Origin of the sequence: Aminobacter aganoensis (assembly GCF_014206975.1) — a bacterium.
Lineage (GTDB): Bacteria > Pseudomonadota > Alphaproteobacteria > Rhizobiales > Rhizobiaceae > Aminobacter > Aminobacter aganoensis.
The window spans coordinates 42,627-68,677 of the sequence record NZ_JACHOU010000023.1; the positions used below are offsets into that span (position 1 = coordinate 42,627).

The window sequence follows — 26,051 nt, forward strand, 5'->3', positions numbered from 1 at the left end:
GGTACGAATGATCGGATCATAGTCGGCTGGCGGTGGCGCACAAGCACGCAGCGCGCCGATGCACAAACGCCTCGCCCGTTATCCACGGGCGAGGCGTGTCCGAATGGCGTTAACCCTAACGCGTCAGGATGCGATTGGCCGCCGAAACCACCGCTTCGAGGGAAGCCGCCACGATGTTGGTGTTGATTCCGGCGCCGAACAGGCGTCCGCCGGGATACTCGACTTCCATGTAGCAGATGGCCGACGCGTTGGAGCCGCGCTGGATCGAATGCTCGGAATAGTCGAGCACCGAAAGGTCGATGCCGATATGGCGGGACAGGGCATCGACGAAGCCGTCGATCGGGCCATTGCCGGTTCCCGAGATCACCACGTCCTTGCCGTTGTCGGTGATAGTCGCCTCGACGACGCGGCGGCCCTTCATCACCGGATCGGGGAAGGTCTGGTGATCGACGAATTTCAGCCGCGCGGCCGGCTGGTCGACATAGACCTCGAGGAAGCGTTCATGGATGCGCTTGACCGAGACTTCCTTGCCCTCGGCGTCGGTGATCGCCTGGATGTCCTGGCTGAACTCGACCTGCAGGCTGCGCGGCAGGTTGAGGCCGTAGTCGGCCTGCAGCACATAGGCGATGCCGCCCTTGCCCGACTGCGAGTTGATGCGGATGATCGCCTCGTAGCTGCGGCCGACGTCCTGCGGGTCGATCGGCAGGTATGGAACCTCCCACAGCGGCTTGTTGGCGACCTTGATCGCCTTCATGCCCTTGTTGATGGCGTCCTGGTGCGAGCCGGAGAAGGCGGTGTAGACCAGTTCGCCGACATAGGGGTGGCGCTCCGGAATGACCATCTGGTTCGAATATTCGTAGACCTGCTTGATCCGCTCGATGTCCGAGCAGTCGAGCTCGGGGTCGACCCCTTGCGTGAACATGTTGAGCGCCAGCGTCACGACGTCGACATTGCCGGTGCGCTCGCCATTGCCGAACAGCGTGCCTTCGACACGGTCGGCGCCCGCCATCAGGCCGAGCTCGGTGGCGGCGATGCCGGTGCCGCGATCATTGTGCGGGTGCAGCGAGATGATCAGGTTTTCGCGATTGTCGAGGTTGCGGCACATCCATTCGATCTGGTCGGCATAGACGTTGGGCGTCGCCATCTCGACCGTTGAAGGCAGGTTGATGATCAGCTTGTTGTCGGCCGTCGGCTTGATGATCTCGGTGACCGCGTTGCAGATTTCCAGCGCGACTTCGAGTTCGGTGCCGGTGAAGCTTTCCGGCGAATACTGGAAGCGATAGCCGCCACCGGCCTTGGCAGCCATGTCGGTGATCATCTTGGCGGCGTCGGTGGCGATCTGCTTGATGCCGGCGACGTCCTTGCCGAACACGACGCGGCGCTGCAACTCGCTGGTCGAGTTGTAGAAATGCACGATCGGCTTGTGGGCGCCCTGCAGCGCCTCGAAAGTGCGCGTGATCAATTCGGGGCGGCACTGGACGAGAACCTGCAGCGACACGTCGTCGGCGACGTTGCCCTCTTCGATGCACCAGCGGGCAAAATCGAAGTCGGTCTGCGACGCCGAGGGAAAGCCGATCTCGATTTCCTTGAAGCCCATGTCGAGCAACAGCTGGAACATGCGCGTCTTGCGGTCGTGGCCCATCGGGTCGACGAGCGACTGGTTGCCGTCGCGCAGGTCGACCGAGCACCAGATCGGTGCCTTGTCGATGGTCGTGGATGGCCAGGTCCGGTTGGGCAGGTCGATCTTGTGATAGGCTTGGTACTTGGTTGCGGCGGTCGGCATGCCGGCGCTTCGGCCGGAAGCTGGGGTGGTCTTGCTCATTGTCGGTCTCGTTCTCTTGGCCGCCATGCACGACATAGCGCGCATGCTTCAGCGGTCTTAAATCAGAATTCTGGATCTGTTGTGAAGAGCAAAGGAGCAGATGCCTCGGCGGCAATTCGACCGCCGGACGCTCCCTTAGCGAGCCCGGCGATCGCCGATAAGGCCGAGAAGCAGAAGAGCCGAGGAAAGCGCGCGCAGCGTCGCGCCCGCAAAAGCGGCCGGACGGGAGATTTCGATGATCTTGCGCGAAGTCATGGCCGCTCTCTTACAGGAGGCGCAGCGGGCGCGCAAGGGCGGCGCCCGCGACAGGGAGGATGCAGCCGCCCAACTCCCGCCGTGCGTCAGGCCTTGTGCAGGCGCAGCGGGCTCACCCGTTCGCGGGCGATGATGCCTTTCGCCTCGAGGTCGAGTTGCACCGCCTTTGTCCACCAGCCTGCCTTGGCGCCGCCGGGATAGAGGTCCTCGGGCAGGTGGCCGCGCACGCCCTCCTGCATCTGCGCCACCGTAAGCCCCGGCGACTTCGAGGGCAGCACCTTGAGGATCGCCAGTTTCATCGCACGATACATGGCGGCATCGGCCGGTCTGGCCTGGCCCGGATGGTTGATGTTTTCCAGTTCTACCCTTGCCGATCCATTGGGTGCCATGGCCATTCTCCCTTCCCTTGGTCTGGTTGTTCGTGACCAAAGGACGAGAGAAGGCCGTTCGATCCTACAGTGGCGATCGGTTTTGTCGTCTTGCGAGCGGTCGCGTGCCGCCTCAGTCCCTGATCGCCTTCGCCACCAGCCTTGCCAGTGCCGGGCCGAACAGCAGAACGAGCAGGAAGCGCAGCATCTGCAGCGTCAGCACGAATGACAGGTCGACGTTGTCGGAGGCCGCGGCGATGATGGCGATGGAATCCATGCCGCCGGGGCTCGTCGCCAGATAGGCGGTCAGCGGATCGACGCCGAGGATCGTGTGCAGCGCGAAGGCGAGGACACCGCAAAACGCCATCAGCGCTGCGATCGAGCCAATCACCTGGGGCAGGGCGCGCGCGGCGTGGCGCAGGATGGGCCGGGTGAAGTTCAGCCCGATCGACCAGCCGATCAGGGTGTAGCCGATGGCCAGCAGCCATTCCGGCAGCTGCAGGTCGATGCCAAGACCGAGATGGACGATGGCGCCGATGACCATCGCGCCGACGAAGTAGGGCGAGGGGATGCGCAGGAGATAGCCGAGCACGCCGCCGACGATGGCGACGCCGACCATCGTCGCGAAGGCCGGCCAGACGATGACCGGAAACCATTCGATCGCCGGTGCCTGGACGCCCGAGGTGTCGACCCAGAGCCGGGCGACGACCGCAGCGGCGATCGAGACCATGATGACGCGCAGATATTGCATGAAGGCGACGAGCCGCGCGTCGGCGCCGAAGGCATCCGCCATCAGCACCATGGCGGTCGCGGCCCCCGGTGCCGAACCCCAGACCGCAGTGGTGCCGGGCAGCACCTTGAGCCGCGAGATGAACCAGCCAAGGAAGCTGCTGGCGGCAACCGTGGCGATTGCCGCGCCCAGGAACAGCGGCCATTCGGCGGCGAATGTGATGAAGATTCCGGTCGAGATCGAGCTGGCGACGAGGCAGCCGATCAGCGCTTGCGCCGAGACGAAAAGCGGCTTGGGCACGCGGACGGTGGCGCCGTTGCTGCCGAGGAAAATGGCGACCAGCATCGGCCCGACCAGCAGGGCGGCAGGCAGATGCGCCAGCTCGAGCAGGCCGGCAACAAGGACCGAGCAGGCCAGCAGCAGCAGCCATTGCAGCCAGGGCTTCGTTTGGGAGAGCGGGGCGGCAGGCTGCGGGTCTGGCTTCATGCCGCCCTCTTAGACCCATTCGACAACGAATGTCAGGTCCAGTGCCGGCCAATCGTCGGCAATGCCGGATCTGCCCCCAACGTCGCATTGACAGCGTATGCAAAGTTCATACGCTCCACGGTCCATGCGGCGGCAGGAGGTGCTGCTGCACAGATGGGAGATGCGCACTGATGACTTCCAATTTCACGCGTCGCGCGGCGCTGGCCCTCGGGCTTTCCGCCGCCTCGTTGCTTGCCATGGCCCCGGGCGCCGGCGCCCAGCAGTTCCCCGACCGCACGGTCACCCTTGTCATTCCTTTCGCCGCTGGCGGGTCGACCGACGTCGTCGGGCGCATCATCGCGCAAAAGATGTCGGATGATCTCGGCCAGCAGGTGGTCGTCGAAAACGTCGCCGGTGCCGGCGGCAACATCGGCGCCGACCGCGTCGCCCGCGCCGAACCCGATGGCTACACCATCCTGATGGGCACGGTTGCGACGCACGCGCTCAACCCGCTTATCCTCAAGACCAAGCCGTATGACCCGGAGAAGGACTTCACCCCGGTATCGCTGCTGGTCGTCGTGCCGAACGTCCTGGTCGTCAATCCGCAGCTGCCGGTCAAGAACGTGCAGGAACTGATTGCGCTCTTGAAGGCCGAACCCGACAAATACGCCTATGCCTCGTCGGGCAATGGCACGCCGCTGCATCTGTCGGGCGAACTGTTCAAGGCCATGGCCGGCGTCAGCATCCAGCACATTCCCTACAAGGGCGCGGGGCCGGCGCTGAACGATGTCGTCGGTAACCAGGTGCCGATCATGTTCGACAATCTGCCGTCGTCGTCCTCGCACATCAAGGGCGGCACGCTGCGCGCCCTCGGCGTGACGACGGCCGAGCGCGCGCCGTCCTTCCCCGACGTGCCGACCATCGCCGAGTCAGGCGTGCCGGGCTACGAGACCTACACCTGGAATGCACTGTTTGCGCCGGCCGGCACGCCGAAGGAGGTCGTCGATCGCCTCAACGCGTCGGCCAACAAGGCAATGACCGATCCGGAGGTCATCGAAAAGATGAACGGTTTCAGCGCCAAGATCGTCGGCTCGACGCCGGATGAACTGGCAGCCCACGTCAAGGCCGAGCTCGCAAAGTGGGGACCGGTGGTCAAGGACGCAAACATCCAGATCGACTGAGAAACACGGCTGGCTTACGGGCGGCGCATCACGTGATGCGCCGCCCGGTTTGTTATAGCGCATGCGAGCATCCGGACTGGGCAGCCGCAACGGTGCTGTCGCGACGTGGCTTGATCGCCACTTCCCGTCGCGCCCACGATCGAATAGTGCAGCTTCGACAATGGCTTGCGTTGCCAGGCTGCGATCCTGATTCAATGCCGTTGCTGGCGCCGTCGGGGCAGGTATCGATTGCACTGAACTGCAATAAATTCCCCGATCTCGCCTGCGTCCAATCGTTGGTCCGCTGTGCGGGCGATCGCAGTATCCCCGTCATCTCTCCGGATCGTCACGTCGAAACCGGCGGCTGCATCGCTCGCGCGCCGGTCAGATTCAACTTGTGCATGGACAATTGCGAGAGCATGATGCAAATCATTCGCATTTGCAAAATGACACGGGATGGCTGACGTGCCGACACTATTGGGAGAACGGCTCAGCCGAAGGCTGGTGCTGGCGGGCGGTATCTGCACGGCTGGCGCCACGGCGGTGGGCGTCAGCGCGGCGGTGGGGCAGGCGGCGCATGGCGGGCACGATGCTGCGGCAGCGCCCGGCGCCGGCGATGCCTATCAAGCGGCGTCGTCTTCAGGACATGGCGGTGCGCATGGCGCGATGCTCACCGTTGGCGAGGTCGACAGCGCCCGCAACGGCTTCGACCCGGCCAAGATGCTCACCGACTGGGATGTCGGCACGACGTCGGTGCTGCCGGATGGAGGTACGCTCAGGACCTTCGAGGTCGTCGCCGAAGACAAGGACATCGAGATTGCGCCGGGGGTGATGTTCCCGGCCTGGACCTACAATGGCCGCGTTCCCGGCCCGGCCTTGCGCGCCACCGAAGGCGAGCGCCTGCGCATCGTCTTCAAGAACTACGGCTCGCATCCGCACTCGATGCATTTCCATGGCATTCATGCCGCGCGGATGGATGGCGTGCCAGGGGCCGGCCTGGTCAACCCCGGCGAGGAATTCGTCTACGAATTCGATGCCAAGCCGTTCGGTTGCCACCTCTACCATTGCCACGCGCTGCCGCTGAAACGGCACATCCACAAGGGCATGTACGGCGCTTTCGTCATCGATCCCGATCCCGCCCGCCACCCCGACCAGGCCGATGTCGCCCGTTCGCGGCTCTACGGCACGCCGGAGAATGCGCAGTGGCAGGAGTTCGTCATGGTGATGAACGCCTTCGACACCAATTTCGATGGCGAGAACGAGTTCTACGCCGTCAACACGGTGGCGCATACCTACATGAACTCCCCGATCAGGATCGCCAAGACCAGGCCGGTGCGGATCTACCTGATCAATGTCGTCGAGTTCGACCCGATCAACTCGTTTCACCTGCATGCCAATTTCTTCGACTATTTCGACCAGGGCACGACGCTGACCCCGACATTGAAGACCGTCGACCTGATCACCCAGTGCCAGGCCCAGCGCGGCATCCTCGAATTCAGTTTTGCCGAGCATGAGGCCGGACTCTACATGTTCCACCCGCATCAGTCGGAGTTCACCGAACTGGGCTGGGTCGGCATGTTCGACGTCGTGGAGGACGTGGCATGAGGGACGCGCCGATCTCCGAGACGGAAGCCGAACTGCCCGGAACGCCAACTGCGCGCCGTGCGCTGTGGTGGATCATCCTGCCGCTGCTTGCCTTCGCCGCAGCCATTGCCGTGCTGGTTTCCACCAATCCCCTGGCGCGCTTCAACAACGGCACGCCGCCTGTCGAAGACATCGCCTTCGAACGCGTCATCCTCGGCAGCGACGGCATTCGCGTCCTGGTCCGAGTCGGCGGCTCGGAGCCGATGACGATTGCCCAGGTCCAGGTCGACGATGCCTACTGGCAGTTCACCCAGGATCCGCCGGGGCCGCTGGAGCGCGGTTCGTCTGCCTGGATCGCGGTGCCGTTCCCGTGGGTGCTCGGCGAGGCGCACGCGGTCAATCTGGTGACCGGCACCGGCGCCACATTCGCCCATGAAATTCCCGTGGCGGTCGCGACACCGGTGGCCGACAGCACCAGCCTTTTGTCGCAGGCGATTCTCGGCATCTTCGTCGGCATCGTGCCGGTGGCGGTCGGGCTGATGTTCTATCCGGCGCTGCGCGGGGTCGGCCGCAACGGCATGAGCTTCCTCCTGGCGCTGACCGTCGGCCTGCTGGCCTTCCTGATGGTCGATGCCATCGGCGATGCCTTCGAGCTTGCCGCCGAATCCGCCGCGATATTCCAGGGCAACGCCATGGTGGTGCTGGCCGCCGCCGCCAGCTTCCTGATCCTGATGGGCATCGGCCGCCGCAACGGCACGCCGCAGGGCCTGGCGCTCGCCACCTACATCGCCATCGGCATCGGCCTGCACAATTTCGGCGAGGGGCTCGCGATCGGCGCCGCGTTCGCGGCAGGCGCCGCCGGCCTAGGCACGTTCCTGGTGCTTGGATTCACCATCCACAATGTCACCGAAGGCATCGGCATCGCGGCACCCATCCTGCGCGAGCGCATCGCCCTGTGGACCTTCGCCGGCCTGACCCTGCTTGCCGGCGGACCGGCGGTGCTGGGCCTTTGGATCGGCAGCCTGGCGTTCGCGCCGCAATGGTCGGCACTGGCGCTTGCCATCGGTGCCGGTGCGATCCTCCAGGTGATCGTCGAGGTGACAGCGCTGATCCGCCGCCGCGAAGGCGCGGAAGGCAGCGGGCTTTTCGGTCCGGCAGTCATGGCCGGGCTCGCTGTCGGCGCCGGCTTCATGTATCTCACCGCAATGCTGGTGAAGATCTAGGAACCCTGCGGGCTCGGGACGCCTGGCGTTCAGGCGAAAGGAACGGCGACCGTGCCCTTGGGCAGTTTGGCCTCGTCGTCGGGCTCGACATGGATGATGACGCGCACAGAAGGGATGTCGTCGCGCAGCGCGTCCTCGATGCGGTCGCAGATGACGTGGCTTTCGCCCACCGTCATGTCGGCGTCGACGACCAGGTGGAACTCGATGAAGGTGGCGCGGCCGGCGATGCGGGTCTTGAGGTCGTGGACCTCGATAGCGCCCTTGGAGTTGGCCGAGATGATGTCGCGGATGCGCATGTGCTCGTCGAGTTCGACGGCGCGGTCCATCAGCCCGTCCATGGACGAGCTGATGACATGCCAGCCCTGCCACAGGATGTTCAGCGCGACGATCACGGCAAGTGCCGGATCGAGGATCTTCCAGCCGGTGACGACGGCGGCGACGAGGCCGATCAGCACGCCGGCGGAGGTCACCACGTCGGTCATGATGTGATGACCGTCGGCGACCATGGCGGGCGAGCGCTCGGCACGGCCGACGCGGATCAGCGCGCCCGCCCAGATGGCGTTGATCACGGCGGCTATGCCGTTGATGCCGAGACCCAGCCATGGCCGCTCGGCGTCCATCGGCACGCCCCAGCTGCGCCAGACCTCGAACAGGATCAGCAAGGCGGCGACGACGATCAGAACGCCCTCGAGCACGGCCGAGAAATACTCGGCCTTGTGGTGGCCGTGCTGGTGGCCCATGTCGGCCGGCTTGTGGCTGATCTTGATGGCCCAGAAGGCGGCCATCGCGGCAACGACGTTGACGATCGATTCGAGCGCGTCCGAATAGAGCGCGACCGAGCCCGTCAGCCACCAGGCGACAAATTTCAGGCCCATCACCCCGGCGCCGATGATGATCGACCAGAAGGCAAGCTTGGCGACACGCTGCTTGGACGACGCCTGTCCGCTGCGTGTTGCCGACAAGCCGTGCGTTTCGGTTTCAGTCATGATCTCTGCTGTGGTTAGGGCGGCCGGTCAGGCCGCCTTGTCCTTGGCCTTGCGCGGCATGTGCGCGACGACGTTCTCGATCATCCGCATGCCGGCGTCGTGGCCGAGCGTCATGATCGATTCGGGGTGGAACTGAACGGCGGCGATCGGCTCCTTCTTGTGCTCGAACGCCATGATGACGCCGTCCTCGGTTTCTGCCGTGACGACGAAGTCGTCGGGCAGGCGAACAGGATCGGCAAAGATCGAGTGGTAGCGGCCGACGGTCACTTCCTTGGGCAGGCCGGAAAAGACGATGCCGGGCTTGGAAACGCGGATACGCGACGGCTTGCCGTGCATCGGCACGGCCAGCTGGCGCAGCTCGCCGCCATAGGCCTCGGCCAGCGCCTGCAGGCCCAGGCATACGCCGAAGATCGGCAGGTCGCGGTCGCGCGATTTCCTGATCGTCGCCGCCGTGTCGAAATCCTTAGGCATGCCGGGGCCGGGAGAGAGCACGACGAGGTCGGGCTTGATGCGGTCGAAGATCTCCTCGGGCACCGGCGAGCGCACGGTGGACACGTCGGCGCCGGTCTGGCGGAAGTAATTGGCCAAGGTGTGGACGAAGGAGTCCTCGTGGTCGACGAGCAGGATCTTGACCCCTTCGCCGACGCGCGCAGTGGTGCGCTCGGTGCCTGCGGAGTTGCCGGTCTTGGCGTCGCGGATGGCGGAAAGCATGGCTGAGGCCTTCAGTTCGGTTTCGGCTTCTTCTTCCTCGGGAATGGAATCGTAGAGCAATGTGGCGCCTGCGCGCACCTCGGCGATGCCGTCCTTGATGCGGATGGTGCGCAGCGTCAGGCCGGTGTTCAGGTCGCCGTTGAAATGCACCATGCCGATCGCCCCGCCATACCAGGCGCGCGGGCTCTTCTCGTTCTGCTCGATGAAACGCATCGCCCAGAGCTTCGGCGCACCCGTCACCGTCACCGCCCAGGCGTGGGAGAGGAAGGCGTCGAAGGCGTCCATGCCCTCGCGCAGGCGACCCTCGATATGGTCGACGGTGTGGATCAGCCGCGAATACATCTCGATCTGGCGGCGGCCGATGACGCGCACCGAGCCCGGCTCGCAGACGCGTGACTTGTCGTTGCGGTCGACGTCGGAGCACATGGTGAGCTCGGATTCGTCCTTCTTCGAGTTGAGCAGCTTGAGGATCTGCTCGCTGTCGGAGATAGCGTCCTCGCCGCGCTTGATGGTGCCCGAGATCGGGCAGGTCTCGACGCGGCGGCCGTTGACGCGCACGAACATCTCCGGCGACGCGCCGATCAGGTATTCGCCTTCGCCCAGATTGATGAAGAACGAATAGGGCGAGGGGTTGATGGTCTTCAGCCGGCGGGAAATCTCCGAAGGGGCGGTTTCGCAGCGCTCGTAGAACATCTGGCCGGGAACGACCTCGAACAGGTCGCCGCGCTTGAAGCTGTCCATCGCCCGGCGCACCAGCTGGGCATATTCGCCCGGCTCGTGGTCGCCGCGCGGCGGGATGCGGTCGGAGGTCCTGAACGGCTCGGCAACGCTGTCGCGGGCAATGCCTTCGGTCGAAAAACCCTTGCCGGAATAGTCGTAGCGGTCGTGCCAGGCCTTGGCCGAATAGTGATCGACGACCAGGATCTCGTCGGGCAGGAACAGGACCAGGTCGCGCTGGCTTTCCTTGCGCTCGAGCTTGTGCTGGACCGGGTCGAACTGGAAGGCAAGGTCGTAGCCGAAGGCGCCGTAAAGGCCGAGATTGCTGTCCTCGTCCGACTTGAACAGCGCGGTGATGGCGCGCAGCACGGTGAATACCGAAGGCACGCGCGAGCGCTCCTCCTCGGTGAAAACCCGGCCGGGGGTGGCGATGTCGAGCCTGATCAGGTGCTTGCCGGCCTCGGCGATGGTCAGCTCCTCGAGCGGTGCCAGCGCGGCGTGGATGACCGGCAGCAGCACCTCGCCGCGCGCATTGAGCGCCTCGATCTTCATCGAGCGCCCGCGTGCCGAGATGACCACCGGCGGGTCGATGATCGCGGTGTCCCAGCGGGTGTAGCGGCCGGGGTACTCGTAGTTGGAGGAAAACACCGCGCCGCGGCGGCTGTTCAGCCCGTCGAGATAGGTCTCGATCGCTCCGGCATAGGCGGTTTCGTGGCGTTGCCTGGTGATGGACACCCCACCAGCGGTCACGTAGCGCTCGGCACCGTTATCAAGCAGTTCCAACGTCATTCCCGTCTCCATCCGTTGCCGTGGGAGCGTTCCGGAGCCTGGTTCGAAAAAACAAATGGCCGCCCGGAAATCCCGTTGCGGCCATCACAATTTTCACGCGCACGCGCTTCAAGAGGCCGCTGTCAGCTGGCCCGCCACCAAATGTTCTGGAGCGAAGTCGTGTTCATGGCAAATCCATAGCTAGGAAAAACCGGGGGTGCAACTGGATTTGCGTCGTCTTGCATTGCATTACCAACTGACGCTCAATTTGTTGTCCGGCGGCGCATCAGCACCACGAAAGCCACGCCGCCGATCAGTCCAGTGACGATGCCGAGCGGCATGTCCTGCGGCGGCATCACCGTGCGGGCGGCCATGTCAGCGGCGATCAGGAAGATCGCGCCCACCAGCGCCGACAGCGGCAGGACGCGGCGATAGTCGCCGCCGACGAAGAAGCGCACGATGTGCGGGATCATCAGGCCGACGAAGGCGATGACGCCGGAATAGGCGACGGCGCAGCCGGTCAGCAGCGCGCAGACGACGAAGACCTTAAGCCGGAAGGCGCGCGCCGGGATGCCGAGCGCGGTGGCGCTCTCGTCGCCCAGCGTCATGGCATTGAGGTTGCGGGTCTGCGTCATCAGCCACGCGCCGCCGAGTACGAGGGCGATGAGCGGGTAGGGCAGGTGGCTCCACTGCGCCAGGCCGAGCCCGCCGAGCATCCAGAAGATGGCGACATGGGCGGCCCTGGGATCGCCGATGAAGATCGACAGGTTGGCGGCGGCCGAGATGATGAAGCTGACGGCCACGCCGGCGAGGATCAGCTGCCCGGCGGACTGGACCCGTGCCAGATTGGCGATGGCAAGCACCAGGGCGGTTGCCGCCATTGCCCCGGCAAAGGCGAAGACCGGCACGGTGGCCGTGCCGAACACCATGCCGACATGGATCAGCGCCATGATGGCGCCGAAGGCCGCGCCTGACGAAATGCCGAGCAGATGCGGATCGGCGAGCGGGTTGCGCGTCACCGACTGCAGCGCTGCGCCCACACACGCCAATGAGGCGCCGACGACCGCACCCAGGATGACGCGCGGGGCGCGCACATCCCAGACGATGTTTTCGCGGCCGCTCGACCACACCGCCTCGACGCTTCCCGGAACCAGCTTGTTGGCGATCACGCCCCACACGGTCTCCAGCGGGATCGCCACCGGCCCGACGCCGACGGCCACGATCATGGCTACGACGAGCAGCACGGCCAGCCCGGGGATCAGGGCCGGCATGGCGTGGATCAGGACGTGCCGTGGTCCTGCGACGAGGTGGCGGTGTGACACGGGTCAGTCGGCCCGCATCGCGGCGGCGAGTCGCTTGATGGCGGCGATGTTGCGCGGCCCCGGCGTCGCCTCGTTGTATTCGAGCACGAAGAAGCGGTTGTTCTTCACTGCGTCGATGTCCTTGAAGGCCGGATTGCTGCGCATGAATTCGATCTTCTGCTCGGCGGTCACCTCGCCGTAGTTGACGATCACCACCATCTCCGGGTTTTGCTCGATGACTGGCTCCCAGCCAATCTCGACCCAGCTCGATTCGACGTCGTCGGCGATGTTCCTGCCGCCGGCAGCCTCGATGATGGCGGTCGGCATGGCGTAGCGGCCGGCTGTGAAGGGCTTCTGCTCGCCGGAATCGTAGAGGAACACGCTGACCGGCTTGTCGAGCTTGGGCAGCGATGCCTGGAAGTCGGCGAGTTCCTTCTCGTAGCCCGATACCAATGCTTCGGCCTTCTCGCGCACGCCGAAGATGGCGCCGAGATTGTTGAGGTCGGCATACATGTCCTGAAGCGAGGACTTGTCCTTCTTCATGATGTGGATGCAGCTCTCGGTCAGCTCGTAGACAGCGACGTTGAAGGGCGCGAGCGTCTCCGGGGTGACGTCGCCGCCGACCTTCATGCCGTAGTTCCAGCCGGCGAAGAACAGGTCGGTGTCGACGCCGAGCAGCACTTCCTTGGTGACGTATTTGGGCGCGAGTTCGGGCAGTTCGCCGACGCCCTTGCGCAGCTCCTCGCTCAGCGTCTTCCAGCCGGAGATGCCGGAATAGCCGGCCATGTGGTCGCCGAGGCCGAGTGCCAGCATCATCTCGGTCAGGTTGACGTCGTGCGAGACGGCGCGCTTGGGCGCGGCCTCGAAGGTCACGTCGCGGTTGCAGCTCTTGACGGTGACGGGGAAGCCACTGGCCATGGCTGAGGCGCAGGTGGCGAGCAGGGCGGCGGCGATGATGGGCAGGCGCATTTGGGCTCCTTGGGTTCTGTCAGCGTTCGAGATGGAATGAAAAGCGCGGGCGGCCGGTGACGGGATGGTCGTCGAGGGTCGCGCCGACGGAAAAGCTCTGGCGGATGCGCTCGGGCGTCAGGATGTCGGCCGGTGCACCGCAGGCGACAGCGCGACCGGCGTCCATCACCAGTACCCGATCGGCATGGGCCGAGGCGAGCGCCAGGTCGTGGAGCGAGACGATGACGGTGCAGCCGAGATTGCCAAGCAGTTCCAGGACCTCGAGCTGGTGGCGGATATCGAGATGGTTGGTAGGCTCGTCGAGGATCAAAAGGTCCGGCCGCTGCACCAGGGCGCGTGCGATCATCACGCGCTGCTTCTCGCCGCCGGACAGCGAGTTGAAGTCGCGCGCGGCGAGCGCGGTCAGGCCGAGCAGGTCAAGGGCTGCCTCGACGTGGTCGTAGTCGTCGTCGCCGGTGCCGAAGCTGGTCACATGCGGGGTCAGCCCGAGTTCGACGATCTCGGCGACCGTCAGGCCGAAGTCGGAGGCGCTTTCCTGCAGCACGGTCGCGATGCGGCGGGCGCAGTCGCGCGGCTTCATCTTCCAGATGTCGGTGCCGTCGAGCCGGACGGTTCCTGAAATCGGCTTGTGGTAGCGGTAGAGGCAGCGCAGCAGGCTCGACTTGCCGGCACCGTTGGGGCCGACGATGGCGAGCATTTCGCCGGGGGCGACCGCAAGCGACACCGGTTCGAGGATGGGCCTGGAAGCGCGGGGCCCCCAACTGACGCCGTCGAGCTCGAGCAGTGCCGGGGTCGTGCCTACAAGGCGGCTAGCGGCGTGGACGCGATTGAGCATGCCCTGTCTCCGCAGTCAGGCGGAGGTGGCAGAACGATCCGGAAAGCGCGCCGGTACGGAAAAAGGCAGTCGCAACCATCATCATCTCCGCGGCACACCCCGGCCGGTTGAGTTAATCGGATGATGGCAGGTCTCCTGGCTTGCGGGTTTCTGCGCCTCGGAGCCTTCCCGGCCTTCCGGCCAGTGGCATTTTCCGATTTGCTATCCGCTCACAGTTGCGGGGGCAGCCACGGTTTCGCGTCGAGACGTCTTACCGTGTTCCCATTTAATCCGCTGCCCGAGTCAGGCAGCAGGAACCATCGGAGATGTGGCTACAGCAGCGGCGGATTGCTGACAATCGCTAAAGCGTCATGCCGCCTGCTGAATTGCGTCACGGCGGTCGAGCGCGAAGGAAAACAGCGCGACGCCGAAGGCCGTGAGCGCGATAGCGGCGCCAACGAGAGGCAGGTCGGCATAGCTGACGCCCATCGAGATCGCGGCGCCGCCCGCCCAGGCGCCGGCGGCGTTGCCGGCGTTGAAGGCGCCCTGGTTGAGCGTCGCGGCGAGGTTCGGTGCTTCCGAGGCGGTTTCGACGACGCGCATCTGCATCGGCGGTACGATGACGAAGGTCATCACGCCCCAGAGGAAGATGAGCAGGATTGCAGCTGGTGCCGAATAGCCGAGCTGGGCGAGGGCGACATGGATCGCAGCCATCACCACCAGCGCGCCGATGGCGGTCGGCATCAGCTTCCAGTCGGCCAGCTTGCCGCCGATGATGTTGCCGATGGTCATGCCGCCGCCGAAGAGGAGCAGGATCCAGGTGACCGACGCAACCGACACGCCGGTGACGTCGGTCAGGATCGGCTTGATGTAGGTGAAGACGGCAAACAGGCTGCCCGAGGCGAGCGCCGAGATGATCATGGCGAGCCAGACCTGCAGCTTGCCGAGCACCTTGACCTCGCTGGCCACGCCACCCTTGCCGGGAGGGGCGACGCCCGCCGGTACCAGCCAGGCGATGGCGGCAACCGAGATCAGGCCGATGACGACGACGGCGAAGAAGGTCATGCGCCAGCCGAACGCCTCGCCGAGTGCGGTGCCGCCGGGCACGCCGAGGATGTTGGCGAGCGTCAGGCCGGCAAACATCAGGGCAATGGCGCTGGCGCGCTTGTTGGCGGGCACCAGGCTCGCCGCCACCACCGAGCCGATGCCGAAAAAGGCGCCGTGGCCGAAGGCGGTGATGACGCGGGCGATCATCAGCGTCCAGTAGGTCGGGGCGATGGCGCAGAGCAGGTTGCCGAGCACGAACAAGGTGGCGAGGCCGATCAGCACCGGCTTGCGCGGCAGTCTTGCCGTGCCGATGGCGATGATCGGCGCGCCGATGACGACGCCGAGTGCGTAGCCGGTGACGAGCAGGCCGGCGGCGGGGATCGACACGCCGAGGTCGGCGGCGACCTCCGGCAACAGGCCCATGATCACGAATTCGGTGGTGCCGATGCAAAAAGATGCAACGGCCAGGGCGATGATTGGCAAGGGCATGGGACGGCTCGGGAAATGCTGAAACGATTTAATCCCACATTTTCCTGATGTCGGCTGCGGCGCAAGCGATGTTGGTGCATTGCAGCAATGCGTGGCGCGCATGGCAGCCATTCGGCAACAGCAAGCCGGCTTACATCAGGATTGCTGCGTCAGGTCGCGGCGAAGGAACTCGTAGAGCGGCTCGACGGCCGAATTGTCCGCTTGCGCGGCGGGTCAACACCGCCTTCGCAGGCCGGAAATGAAAAGGGGCGCCGAGGCGCCCCTTCCGTTGTCCATGCCCACAGAACTCAGTTCTGCTTCGGCAGCTTGTAGGCGACCACGTAGTCGCCGCGGTCGGGCGACTGGCGTGCGCCGCCGGCGGAGATGACCACATACTGCGTTCCGGTCTCGTGGGAGACGAAGGTCATCGGCGTCGACTGGGCGCCTACGGGCAGCCGGCCCTTCCACAATTCCTCGCCGGTCGTGACGTCCATCGCGCGCAGGTAGTAGTCCTGCGTGCCGGCGTAGAAGACGAGGCCGCCCGAGGTGGCGACGGGGCCACCGAGCGTCGGCATGCCAATCGGGATCTGCATCCCGGTCATCATGCCGAGGGGGCCGGTGTCCTCGAGGGTGCCGGCCGGGACCTGCCAGACCAATTGCCGCGTTTCGAGGTCGACGGCGCTGATCGTGCCGTAGGGCGGCTGGTGGCAGGGAACGCCGAGCGGCGACATGAAGCCGTTCTTCAGCGCGCCGTAGGGCGTGCCCTTCTGCTGCGACAGGCCGTCATGGGCTGCCGAACCGCCATAGTTGTCGGCCTCCTCGCGGGCGATGAGCTGCACGAACTGCGGCATGCGGATGTCGTTGACGATCAAAAGGCCACGGGCCTCGTCGATCGCGGCACTGCCCCAGTTCATGCCGCCATAATAGCCGGGGTAGATCAGGCTGCGGTCGGTCCTCGGAGGCGTGAACTCGCCATCGTAGCGCAGCTTCTTGAACTCGATGCGGCAGTAGAGCTGGTCGTAGGGCGTCGCACCCCACATCCGTGCCTCGGTGAACGGCTCGGTGCCGATCGAAGGCATGCCGACCGAATAAGGCTGGGTCGGAGCGGTCCAGTCGCCCTCCATCGCGCCCTGCGGTACCGGGCGTTCCTCGACTTCGGCGATCGGCTTGCCGTCGCGGCGGTCGAGCATGAAGATCTGGCCGCGCTTGGTCAGCTGGATCAGGGCAGGGGTCTTGCCGCCCTTGCCGTCGGGCACGTCGTAGAGTGCTGGCTGCGCGGGAACGTCATAGTCCCAGATGTCGTGGTGAACGGTCTGGAACTTCCAGCGCTCCTTGCCGGTGTCCATGTCGAGGGCGACGACCGCGGCCGAATATTCCTCGGCCGCCTTGCTGCGGTGGGCGCCCCAGAAATCGGGCGTCGCGTTGCCGGTCGGCAGGTAGACGAGGCCGAGCGCTTCGTCATAGGCCGGCGTCGACCAGACATTCGGCGTGCCGCGCGTGTAGCTCTCGCCTTCCGGCGGCAGCTTGGTGATCGCCGGGTTGCCGAGGTCCCAGGCCCAGACCAGCTCGCCGGTGCGGGCCGAGAAGGCACGGACGGCGCCCGAAGGCTCGCCGGTCTCGACATTGTCCCAGACCCAGCCGCCGACCATGATCAGGTCGCGCATGACGGTGGGGGCCGACGTCTGGAAGTAGAAGCCGTCCTTGATCTCGCCCATGCCCTGCTTGAGATCGACGATGCCGCCATTGCCGAAGTCCTGGCACAGTTCGCCGGTCTTTGCGTCGAGCTGAATCAGGCGGGCGTCGATGGTGGTCATGACGATGCGGGCGGCACAAGCGTTTGATGCCGGTGCAGCGGGAACCGCAGGTGCTGCCGCGATGACGCTTGTCGGTGCCAGCGGGTCGGCGGGAGCGGAGGCTTCCGCCTGGACCGGAGCCGGGCCCGGCTCATAGTAGCTCACGCCGCGGCAGCGCTGCCACAGCGGCGACTTGGCCTTGGGATCGTATTTCCACTTCACGTCGCCCGTGTCCGGGTTCAGCGCGTGAACGATGTTGTTGGGCGAGCAGGTGTAGAGCGTGTCGCCGACGTAGAGCGGCGTGCTCTGGTCCTGTGCCGAGCCCTGCGGGGTGTCGCCATGGCGGAAGGTCCAGGCGACCTCGAGCTGGTTGACGTTGTCGCGGTTGATCTGGTCGATCGGGGCATAGCGCGTGCCGGCCGGCGTGCGGCCGTAGTAGCGCCAGTCGGTGGCGCTGGCGGCTGCCGGCGGCACTGTCGGCGCGGGCTCAGCCTTGGCAAACGCGTTGCGCGTCACGCCGTGCGGGGTAAAGGCGTAGAATGCCGTCGCGGCCAGTGCCACGGCGAGCAGGCCGGCGAGCGCGAACGGCCTGCGCTTGCCGGTGCTGGCCGGAAACAGTGGAGCGAGCAGCAGTGCGGGAATGGCGATGACGGCGGGCGCCACGAGGCGCGGCACGAGCGGCCAGAATTCGAGGCCGGATTCCCAGATCGCCCAGGCGACCGTCGCCAGGAACACGATGGCGTAGAGCCAGAGGCCGGACTTGCGGCGCATGATGTAGAGGATGCCGGAGGTGATGACGCCGAGGCCGGCGAGGGTGTAGTACCAGGAGCCGCCCAGGCCGATCAACTGGACGCCGCCATAAACAAGCGGCGCGCCGATGACGACCATGAGCAGGCCGAAGAGAACCAGGAGCCAGCCGCCGCTGCCTCCGCTTGTCCGTTGTTCTGCCATTTGTGGTTACCTGCGAAGATTATCAGACGTTTCGACTTCGCCCGAATTGGCGATGCCGGTTGCGATCGCTCCTGCAGGTCTTGCGCTTACGAGTCCTCGCCCGCCCGCCGCGCTTTTGTTGCTGCAAGAATCTGATCGTACCCTAATAGATAATATGTTATCTTTCTTGGATGTCCAACCGGTCTTCGGCGCGCGGCAATTTCGGCAAGTACGTCACCTCGGTCGCCCGGCTGTGGCGGCGCGCGGCCGACCGGGCGCTCGACGATTGCGGGCTGTCGCATGCCACCGCCATGCCGCTGGCGACGCTGTCGCGGCTGGGCGACAACATCCGCCAGGGCGTGATTGCCGACCATCTCGGCTTCGAAGGACCGTCGCTGGTGCGCATCGTCGACATCCTTGAGGCCGACGGGCTAATCGTGCGCGTCGGCGATCCCGGCGACCGCCGTGCCAAGATCCTGTCGCTCACCGATGCCGGGCGTGCCCGCGTGATCGAGATCGAGCGGATCTTTGGGCGCCTGCGCGCCGATCTTCTGGCCGGCGAGGACGAGCGCGAGCTGGAAATCGCCGTCAACATGCTCGAAAGGCTCGAGGCGCGGCTGTCGGCGGCCGAGCCGGACGAGGACTGAGCGCGTCATCGGGTGTTGCAAAGCAGGGGCGGCCTCTCGACTTGCCCTTGGGCTGCGGCAGAAATTGCTACCTCACGGCTGCTGCGATGGTCCCGTCCTGCGCAACGGTGATTACCCCCGTCTCTGGCAACTCACTTACCGCATTCTGCGCTATGGCCAAGACGCCTCACGCTGATAGGTTTCGGCCTTCAGTCACCCAAAGAGGCGAATTCCATGACCAGCCAGATCGACAAGGCCAAGGCCTTCCATGCCCTGCACGTGAAGGGCGACCCGGTGGTTCTCTACAACATCTGGGATCCGGGCAGTGCCAACATCGTCGCCAAGGCCGGTGCCAAGGCGATCGCGACGGGCAGCTGGCCGGTGGCCGCCGCCTTCGGTTTCGCCGACGGCGAGAAGATCCCGCTGGACCTGGCGCTCTACAACATGCGCCGCATCGTCGCCGCCACCGAGCTGCCGGTCACGATGGATCTCGAGGGCGGCTATGGCGTCGAGCCGGAGGCGGTCGCCGCGACTGTGACGCGGGCGCTGGCGGAAGGCGTGGTCGGCTTCAACTTCGAGGACCAGATCGTCGGCGGCAGCGGCCTGCACGACATCGCCGCCCAGGTAAAGCGCATCGCTGCGGCGGCCGACGCCGTCAAGGCCTCTGGCATTGCCGCCTTCATCAATGCCCGCACCGACATCTTCCTGAAGGCCAAGCCCGACGAACACAGCGACGCGCTGGTCGATGCCGCGATCGAACGGGCCGGGGCATACGCAAAGGCCGGCGCGCACGGCTTCTTCGCGCCCGGCCTCGGCAATGAGACGCTGATCGGCAAGCTCTGCCGCGAGGTCGAGATGCCGGTCAACATCATAGCGCTCGCGCATGTGCCGCCAAAGGCAAGACTTGCCGAGCTTGGCGTTGCCCGTATCAGCTACGGTCCGGTGCCCTACCGCCAGATGGCGGAATGGCTCGAGGCCAAGGCGAGAGCAGCTTTCGAGTAGGCCAAAGAGCAAGACCTATCCCGCTGTCGTCGGGATGGGTCCATCCTATGCCAGGGGCTTGAGTTCCTGCGCGATCGTCGGCAACAGCTCCGACACAGTCGGGTGGATGTGCATGGCGCGCTGCAGCGTCTCGCCCTTTTCGACGGCGCGGCCGACGCGCGTCATCGGCCGTTGGCCGACCAGCACCTTGCGGCCCGACTTGCGCGCCGCAGCCTCGGTCATGCCGGCGCGGCCGAGCGGCGGGTCGATGTAGAGCGCATAGGCCTCGATCCGGTCGGTGACCTTGCGCTTGTCGTTGTCCAGAAGATTGGCGGCGACGATCTCGAAGTCGTTGTAGGCGGTGTGGGTGAAAGCGCCCTTGCCGTTGCAGTCGCCCATCGCCCAGATGTGCGGGACGTTGGTGCGGAGGTGGTCGTCGACCTCGATGTAGCCGCGCTTGTCGGTGTGGACACCCGCCTTGTCCAGGCCGAGGTCGTCGGTGTTGGGCTTCCGCCCGATCGCCAGCAGCACATGCGACCCCGTCACCGCCCGGTCGCCGCTGGTGCAGTCGACACCGACGGTCACGCCGTCCGGATGCGCGGCAAAGCTGATGCACTCGGCATTCAACCTCAGCTTGATGCCTTCGTGTTCGAGGATGCCCTTGACCGCCTCGGAGACCTCCTCGTCCTCGCGCGAAATCAGCCGCGGGCCTTTTTCGACCACGGTCACGTCCGAGCCGAAGCGGCGGTACATCTGGGCGAATTCCAGCCCGATATAGCTGCCGCCGACGACGACGAGATGGCGTGGCAGGCAATCCACCTCCATCATCGAGGTGTTGGTCAGGTATTCGATGTCGCCGATCCCCGGCATGTCGGGGATGTTGGCGCGGCCGCCGACATTGATGAAGATGCGCTCGCCGTGCAGCAAGTCGTCCCCGACGCGCACCTCGTGCGGCCCCTCGAAGCTGGCGTGGCCGCGATAGAGCGTGCAGCCCTTCATGCCGGCGATCCAGTCTTCCAGGCTGGCGCGGGAATCGAGCGTCACCTTGTCCTTGCGTGCCTTCACCGCCTTCATGTCGACCGAGACCTTGCCGGTCGACACGCCATAGTCGGCGCCGGTGCGGGCGAGATGGGCGGCATAGGCGCTGGCCACCATGGTCTTGGTCGGCTTGCAGCCGGTGTTGACACAGGTGCCGCCCACCAGCTTGCGCTCGATCAGCGCCACCGTCTGGCCGGCTGCCGTCAGCCGTCCCGCCAGCGGCGGCCCGGCCTGGCCGCAGCCGATGATGATGGCGTCGAATTTTTTGGCCGCGCTCATGCGACCATGCCCACGACCAGCAGTGCGCCGAGGATTGCGACGACGTCTTCGATCAGCGCCGCCGGCAGGTCCTTGCCGCCGAACGACTGGGCCAGGCTCGACCGCACCGCCGCGCCGCCGAGCGTGCCGAGGATGGCACCGATGACACCTGCAGCCAGTCCGCCGATCGGCGCACCTCCCACCGTGCCGAGAACGGCGCCGGCGAGGGCGCCCATGACGATGCGGGTGGCGAACTGCACCGGCACCTTGCGGCTTGGGGTCGACGGCAACTGGTCGGTGACGAGTTCGGCGAGGGCCAGCACGGTGAAGATCGCCAGCGTGATCCAGTGTCCCATGAAGCCGGCCCAGGTGCCGGCCAGGGGCAGCCAGCCGAGCCAGGCGCCCCAGGCGACGGCCGCAGGTGCGGTCATGGCCCTGAGGCCGGCAACAATTCCGATGAGCAGTGCGAAAAGGTAGATCGCCATCCGTTGTCCCCTCGTGGATGTGGCCCGACAGTGCACTTTGGCGGAAGGCTAACACAGCCATCCCGTTTCGCCAGAGGCGGCGGCTTCGACCTTGGCAGCATCCGGTGTTGTGTGGTTGGCTTTTGCCAGCGAAAGGATCATGCCATGGCAGCAAGCGAACGTGACAAGATGGCCGCAGGCGCGTGGTACAATTGCGTCGATCCCGAACTCGACACGCTGCGTGCGGTGGCGGCCGAGGCCGTCTTCGAGCACGCCACCATGTCGCCGCAACAGCGCGGCGACCTGGCGCCCAGGCTGAAGGCCCTGCTGGGCTCGGCGGCGGCGGGCTGCCGCGTCGAGGCGCCTTTCCACTGCGCTTATGGCTTCAACATCCATCTCGGCGAGGGCGTGTTCCTCAATGCCGGCTGCACCATCCTCGACACCGCACCGGTGCGCATCGGCGCGGGCACGATGCTTGGGCCCAATGTCCAGGTCTATTGCCCCGAGCATCACCGGGACCCCGTCAAGCGACGCGCCGGGCTGGAGATCGCGCGGCCGGTCACTATCGGTCGCAACGCCTGGATCGGCGGCGGTGCCATCATCCGCGGTGGCGTCGAGATCGGCGACGACGCCATCGTCGGCGCCGGCTCGGTGGTGACAAAGAGCGTGCCGGCGGGTGCGACGGTGGTCGGCAACCCGGCGCGGCCGATCGCCAGGTAACGGAAAGGATTATTCCTGCGATTGACAGCGCCGGTCCGCGCCGCCATATCGGAAGCGTTAATGTTCTCAGGGCGGGGTGAAAGTCCCCACCGGCGGTAAGGGTTTTCGAACTCAAGCCCGCGAGCGCTTCCCGGCAACGGGAGGGTCAGCAGATCCGGTGCGATTCCGGAGCCGACGGTCATAGTCCGGATGGAAGAGAACGAACGGGAAAGCGTCAGCACTTGCTGCCGGGATTCCGTCTCGTGCGTCCTGATTCTGGTTCGAAACGGAAGGATGGACCCATGAATCAGCAATCCCCGAAAGACTTCGCTACCCGCCGCGTCGCCGTGATCCGCGCCCGCTGGCATGCCGACATCGTCGACGAATGCGTCAATGCCTTCGTTGCCGACATCGAAAAACTGGGCGGCGGCCGCATTGCCGTCGATGTCTTTGACGTGCCCGGCGCCTACGAAATCCCGCTGTTCGCCAAGACGCTGGCCGAGACCGGCCGCTATGCGGCGATCCTCGGCGCGGCCTTCGTCGTCAATGGCGGCATCTATCGCCATGACTTCGTCGCCCATGCCGTGCTCGACGGCATGATGAACGTGCAGCTCCAGACCAGCGTGCCGGTGCTGTCGGCGGTGCTGACCCCGCACAACTATCACGACAGTGCCGAGCACCACCGCTTCTTCTTCGACCACTTCAAGGTCAAGGGCGCCGAAGCGGCCCATGCCTGCGTCGAACTGCTCAAGGCACGTGAACTGGTCACGGCCTGACGCGAACGCTGAGGGTGGGGGCGTTGACCACGTTACCCCCACCCCTACCCACAAGGGGGGAGGGAATCTTGCGGCACAGCCGTCCAGCGCCAGCTTTCATGACGTTGGCCAAAGGGCGACGCTCGTCTCCCTCCCCCTTGTGGGGAGGGGGCAGGGGTGGGCGCTGAGGCGTCCTGAAGTGTCCATATGCTGTTGATTTTCCACGAGGGAGAGCGGGACAGCTCATGACGCGCCGCCGCTGCGATGGCACGCCGCACCGAAAAGGTGACTGTCCCTCTAGGCTTCCAAACCCCGGCATCGCATGATCGCGGAGCTTCAGAGGGGAGGTCCGCCATGTCAACCATTCCGCTGCCGCTCAAGGGCACCTGTCGCTGCGGTCGGGTCGAGATCGAGGTGTCCAAGCCGCCGATCTGCACAGCCGCCTGCCATTGCCCGGGCTGCCAGAAGATGTCGTCCTCGGCCTACTCGCTGACAGCCATGGTGCCGGCCGACGGCTTTGCCGTGACGAAGGGCGAGACCGTCGTCGGAGGCGCGCATGGCGAGCAGCTGCATCACCAGTTCTGCGACCACTGCAAGACGTGGATGTATACGCGCGTCGTCGGCGTCGACTGGTTCGTCAACGTGCGGCCGACGATGCTCGACGACACCGACTGGTTCCATCCCTTCATGGAAACCTTCGCCAAGACCAGGCTTTCCTTCGCCGAAACCGGTGCCGTCAGGAGCTTTGCGGAATTTCCCGCGATGGAGGAACTGGAGCCACTGATGCGGGAATACCAGGCCTGGGCGGAAGCCGGGGCGGCGTCGCGCTAGAGTGTTTCCGCTTTTCTGCGAATCGCGAAAACGCTCCATGTTCTTGTTTTTGCGCAATTATGGACGGAAACCGCCGCACACTTTTCCTGGAAGTGCTCTAGGGCACGTTTCGCGCCATCGGGGCGAAGCTGCTCAGGCCAAGCCATGCCTGCATCGCGCGGGCGATCTTGTCGTCGCCGTCGACCTCCAGGCGGCCTGAATCGAGCTCTTGTCCAAGCGCGCTCAGCCCCATCCATACCGACGTCATGCTGCGCAGCGATCCCTTGACCTCGAGATCGATGTCGAAGCCGGGATCCGAATTGCACAGGTCGACGGCGCCGCCATCGACCACCAGCCACCAATTCTGCTGGGATTTCGCCACTTCGGGGTACAGAAAGTGAATCGTGCAGCGCTGCGGCGGCAGCGGCTTGGGATTGAGGTTGCGCCGCATATCCCACATCAGCAAGGAAGGGTCGAGATTCCTGAGGGTTAGCTGGCTTTCGACCCAGCGATGGCCCCATTCGCCGAGGCCGAGGATGATCGGCCGGAGGTCCTCGCCGGCATCGGTCAGCCGGTATTCGACCGTGCCTGCCGCGCCACGCCCGGTCTGCACCACGCCGGCACGCTCGAGTTCCTTCAGGCGCTTGGACAGGAGCGCCGGCGACATTTTCGGCACGCCGCGCCGCAAGTCGTTGAATCGGCTCGATCCCATCAGCATTTCGCGCACGACCAGGGCCGTCCAGCGGGTGCACAGCACCTCCGACGCCATCGAAACCGGGCAGAACTGCCCGTAACCGCCGCGATCGCTCATCTTGCACCATTCGCAGGGGACCCTGCCTTATAGCGCAAAATCCGGGGTCCCGCACCTAGCCCATAGGGATGACGGGACGGCGTGGCGATTCAGTTCCTGAACTGGACCGGGCCCGCCATTGGAGCGATCTTCGGCCCCGACCTGCCGGTCAACCAGGAGACGACTTGATGAGAAGTCTTGATAACATAGCGACGGCAAGTGCAGGTGCGACCACTGCGGTTGCCACCGATGTCGTGGGCGCGGCCCATGACCTGGCCCCGATCCTTGCGGAACGCGCTCCCAAGTTCGACGAGAGCGATCGGTTCGTCGCCGACAATTACGTGCTTTTGAAGGAAGCCGGGCTGGTCCAGGCCGGCGTGCCGCTCGAACTGGGCGGCGGCGGCGTCGAGATTTCCGACCTTTGCGACATGCTGCGCATCCTCGCCCATTCTTGCGGCTCGACCGCGCTTGCCTTTGCCATGCACACCCATCAGGTCGCGATCCCGGCCTGGCGCTGGCGCCACCAGAAGGTGGCGGCCGTCGAACCCCTGCTCAAGCGTGTCGCCGCCGAGAGGATCATCCTCCTTTCCAGTGGCGGGTCCGACTGGATCGGCGGCTCGGGCAAGGCCGAAAAGGTCGAGGGTGGCTATCGCATCACTGCGCGCAAGGCGTTCACTTCGGGTGCCGTCGCCGGCGATATCCTGATGACCGGAGCGATCGCCTGCGACGAGGACGGCACCGAAAAGGTCATCCATTTCGGTGCGCCGATGCGGGCGCCCGAGGTTAGCGTGATGGACAACTGGCGCACATTGGGGATGCGCGGCACCGGCTCGAACGACGTCGTCATCGACGGGCTGTTCGTCCCAGATGCGGCGGTCAGTTTCTCGCGCACGCCACGGCAATGGCATCCGGTGTTCCAGATCATCGCCACCATCGCCTTTCCGCTGATCTACGCGGTCTATCTCGGCGTTGCCGAAAGCGCCCGCGACATCGCCGTCGAGATCGCCAGGAAGAAGCCGGGAGGCGAGGGCACGCTCAGCCTTGCCGGCCGCATGGACACGGCCCTGCGCGCTGCCCAGATGGCCCATCGCTCGATGATCGAGGCAGTCGAGCGCAACGCCCCCTCGGCCGAAAGCGTCAACGACGTGATGATCGGCCGTTCGCTTGTCGCCCGCCATGGCCTCGAAGTGGTGGAACTGGCGATGGAATTGGCCGGCGGTTCGTCCTTCTACCGCGAGCGCGGGCTCGAACGCCGCTTCCGCGACATGCAGGGCGCGCGCTTCCATCCGCTCCAGGCCGGTCCACAGGCGCAATATGCCGGGGCGATGGCACTCGGCCTGCCGGTGAACGCGATCTTCTGATCCGCGAAACGAAATCGGCCGCCGCGATGTCGCGGCGGCCGATTGTTCCGGGACGTTGCTCTGATCTCAGAACAGGCCTTCGATCTGCCCGGCCTCGTTGAGGAAGATCTTTTCCGAGGACGGTGCCTTGGGCAGGCCCGGCATGGTCATGATCTCAC

Annotated in this window: 23 protein-coding genes and 2 riboswitches; of the genes, 9 read left to right on the forward strand and 14 right to left on the reverse strand. The window is 65.5% G+C overall.

Annotation, left to right across the window (positions count from 1 at the left end; genetic code table 11):
* Positions 1–115: 115 nt before the first annotated feature.
* From leuA to GGR00_RS25510, 3 genes are all read right to left on the reverse strand, one after another.
* Complete coding sequence (gene leuA / locus GGR00_RS25500; protein ID WP_184702153.1) at positions 116–1,783, reverse strand: 2-isopropylmalate synthase; 1,668 nt, start codon at positions 1,781–1,783, stop codon at positions 116–118.
* A 380-nt stretch (positions 1,784–2,163) separates the two neighbouring features.
* Positions 2,164–2,466 carry a DUF6958 family protein gene (locus GGR00_RS25505; protein WP_244487799.1) on the reverse strand — a complete coding sequence of 101 codons (303 nt, stop codon included), beginning with the start codon at positions 2,464–2,466 and terminating at the stop codon, positions 2,164–2,166.
* 112 nt (positions 2,467–2,578) lie between these two features.
* Positions 2,579–3,661 carry an AbrB family transcriptional regulator gene (locus GGR00_RS25510; RefSeq protein WP_055973550.1) on the reverse strand — a complete coding sequence of 361 codons (1,083 nt, stop codon included), beginning with the start codon at positions 3,659–3,661 and terminating at the stop codon, positions 2,579–2,581.
* Positions 3,662–3,831: 170 nt separating this feature from the next.
* On the opposite strand from GGR00_RS25510, the gene GGR00_RS25515 reads away from it, so the two are divergent.
* The 3 genes from GGR00_RS25515 to GGR00_RS25525 all read left to right on the forward strand — a co-directional run bounded on the left by GGR00_RS25515 (position 3,832) and on the right by GGR00_RS25525 (position 7,607).
* Positions 3,832–4,821 carry a Bug family tripartite tricarboxylate transporter substrate binding protein gene (locus tag GGR00_RS25515; RefSeq protein ID WP_055973554.1) on the forward strand — a complete coding sequence of 330 codons (990 nt, stop codon included), beginning with the start codon at positions 3,832–3,834 and terminating at the stop codon, positions 4,819–4,821.
* Positions 4,822–5,256: 435 nt separating this feature from the next.
* Positions 5,257–6,405 carry a multicopper oxidase domain-containing protein gene (locus GGR00_RS25520; protein WP_055973560.1) on the forward strand — a complete coding sequence of 383 codons (1,149 nt, stop codon included), beginning with the start codon at positions 5,257–5,259 and terminating at the stop codon, positions 6,403–6,405.
* On the forward strand, positions 6,402–7,607 hold the full coding sequence (locus GGR00_RS25525; protein ID WP_184702121.1) for a ZIP family metal transporter: 1,206 nt from the start codon (positions 6,402–6,404) through the stop codon (positions 7,605–7,607). The genes GGR00_RS25520 and GGR00_RS25525 overlap by 4 nt, the downstream gene beginning before the upstream one ends.
* A 29-nt stretch (positions 7,608–7,636) precedes the next feature.
* Here the strand turns inward: GGR00_RS25525 and GGR00_RS25530 are convergent, their stop codons facing one another.
* The 7 genes from GGR00_RS25530 to GGR00_RS25560 all read right to left on the reverse strand — a co-directional run bounded on the left by GGR00_RS25530 (position 7,637) and on the right by GGR00_RS25560 (position 18,132).
* The gene (locus GGR00_RS25530; protein WP_055973566.1) at positions 7,637–8,593 is read right to left on the reverse strand and encodes a cation diffusion facilitator family transporter; all 957 of its coding nucleotides are present in this window, start codon (positions 8,591–8,593) and stop codon (positions 7,637–7,639) included.
* A gap of 27 nt (positions 8,594–8,620) precedes the next feature.
* Complete coding sequence (locus tag GGR00_RS25535) at positions 8,621–10,810, reverse strand: anthranilate synthase (protein ID WP_184702123.1); 2,190 nt, start codon at positions 10,808–10,810, stop codon at positions 8,621–8,623.
* A gap of 242 nt (positions 10,811–11,052) precedes the next feature.
* Positions 11,053–12,060 (reverse strand): FecCD family ABC transporter permease, encoded by a 1,008-nt coding sequence (locus GGR00_RS25540; protein WP_184702125.1) that lies wholly within the window; start codon positions 12,058–12,060, stop codon positions 11,053–11,055.
* Between the two features lie 54 nt (positions 12,061–12,114).
* Complete coding sequence (locus GGR00_RS25545) at positions 12,115–13,059, reverse strand: ABC transporter substrate-binding protein (RefSeq protein WP_184702127.1); 945 nt, start codon at positions 13,057–13,059, stop codon at positions 12,115–12,117.
* A gap of 19 nt (positions 13,060–13,078) precedes the next feature.
* Positions 13,079–13,894 (reverse strand): ABC transporter ATP-binding protein, encoded by an 816-nt coding sequence (locus GGR00_RS25550; protein WP_184702129.1) that lies wholly within the window; start codon positions 13,892–13,894, stop codon positions 13,079–13,081.
* Positions 13,895–14,002: 108 nt separating this feature from the next.
* Positions 14,003–14,210: riboswitch (cobalamin riboswitch) on the reverse strand.
* A gap of 32 nt (positions 14,211–14,242) precedes the next feature.
* Positions 14,243–15,409 carry an MFS transporter gene (locus GGR00_RS25555; RefSeq protein ID WP_184702131.1) on the reverse strand — a complete coding sequence of 389 codons (1,167 nt, stop codon included), beginning with the start codon at positions 15,407–15,409 and terminating at the stop codon, positions 14,243–14,245.
* A gap of 287 nt (positions 15,410–15,696) precedes the next feature.
* Positions 15,697–18,132 (reverse strand): membrane-bound PQQ-dependent dehydrogenase, glucose/quinate/shikimate family, encoded by a 2,436-nt coding sequence (locus GGR00_RS25560; RefSeq protein ID WP_184702133.1) that lies wholly within the window; start codon positions 18,130–18,132, stop codon positions 15,697–15,699.
* Between the two features lie 170 nt (positions 18,133–18,302).
* On the opposite strand from GGR00_RS25560, the gene GGR00_RS25565 reads away from it, so the two are divergent.
* Together GGR00_RS25565 and GGR00_RS25570 are read left to right on the forward strand one after the other, a co-directional pair.
* Positions 18,303–18,758, forward strand: coding sequence for a MarR family winged helix-turn-helix transcriptional regulator (locus GGR00_RS25565; RefSeq protein WP_055973585.1), 456 nt, complete (start codon positions 18,303–18,305; stop codon positions 18,756–18,758).
* A gap of 213 nt (positions 18,759–18,971) precedes the next feature.
* On the forward strand, positions 18,972–19,739 hold the full coding sequence (locus tag GGR00_RS25570) for an isocitrate lyase/PEP mutase family protein (protein WP_184702135.1): 768 nt from the start codon (positions 18,972–18,974) through the stop codon (positions 19,737–19,739).
* A gap of 45 nt (positions 19,740–19,784) precedes the next feature.
* On the opposite strand, the gene GGR00_RS25575 is transcribed toward GGR00_RS25570, so the two are convergent.
* Positions 19,785–21,035, reverse strand: a complete 1,251-nt coding sequence (locus GGR00_RS25575) for an FAD-containing oxidoreductase (protein ID WP_184702137.1) — start codon at positions 21,033–21,035, stop codon at positions 19,785–19,787.
* Complete coding sequence (locus tag GGR00_RS25580) at positions 21,032–21,499, reverse strand: DUF4126 family protein (RefSeq protein WP_184702139.1); 468 nt, start codon at positions 21,497–21,499, stop codon at positions 21,032–21,034. Before GGR00_RS25580 ends, GGR00_RS25575 begins: the two co-directional genes overlap by 4 nt.
* A gap of 144 nt (positions 21,500–21,643) precedes the next feature.
* Here GGR00_RS25580 and GGR00_RS25585 point away from each other — a divergent pair, with 144 nt between their 5' ends.
* The 3 genes from GGR00_RS25585 (at position 21,644) to GGR00_RS25595 (ending at position 23,763) form a co-directional block, all read left to right on the forward strand.
* Positions 21,644–22,198 (forward strand): sugar O-acetyltransferase, encoded by a 555-nt coding sequence (locus GGR00_RS25585; protein WP_184702142.1) that lies wholly within the window; start codon positions 21,644–21,646, stop codon positions 22,196–22,198.
* A gap of 58 nt (positions 22,199–22,256) precedes the next feature.
* A riboswitch (FMN riboswitch) is annotated at positions 22,257–22,403 on the forward strand.
* A gap of 76 nt (positions 22,404–22,479) precedes the next feature.
* Positions 22,480–22,953 carry a 6,7-dimethyl-8-ribityllumazine synthase gene (locus GGR00_RS25590; RefSeq protein WP_184702143.1) on the forward strand — a complete coding sequence of 158 codons (474 nt, stop codon included), beginning with the start codon at positions 22,480–22,482 and terminating at the stop codon, positions 22,951–22,953.
* A gap of 333 nt (positions 22,954–23,286) precedes the next feature.
* Entirely contained in the window at positions 23,287–23,763 is a 477-nt protein-coding gene (locus GGR00_RS25595) for a GFA family protein (RefSeq protein WP_184702145.1), read from the forward strand.
* Between the two features lie 97 nt (positions 23,764–23,860).
* Here GGR00_RS25595 and GGR00_RS25600 read toward each other — a convergent pair whose 3' ends face one another.
* On the reverse strand, positions 23,861–24,553 hold the full coding sequence (locus tag GGR00_RS25600; RefSeq protein ID WP_055973605.1) for a winged helix-turn-helix transcriptional regulator: 693 nt from the start codon (positions 24,551–24,553) through the stop codon (positions 23,861–23,863).
* Between the two features lie 167 nt (positions 24,554–24,720).
* On the opposite strand from GGR00_RS25600, the gene GGR00_RS25605 reads away from it, so the two are divergent.
* Positions 24,721–25,893: an acyl-CoA dehydrogenase family protein gene (locus GGR00_RS25605; RefSeq protein ID WP_184702147.1), complete on the forward strand. Its 1,173-nt coding sequence runs from the start codon at positions 24,721–24,723 to the stop codon at positions 25,891–25,893.
* A 66-nt stretch (positions 25,894–25,959) separates the two neighbouring features.
* Here the strand turns inward: GGR00_RS25605 and GGR00_RS25610 are convergent.
* The coding region (locus GGR00_RS25610; protein WP_184702149.1) for a formate--tetrahydrofolate ligase at positions 25,960–26,051 on the reverse strand (92 nt) is incomplete at its 5' end.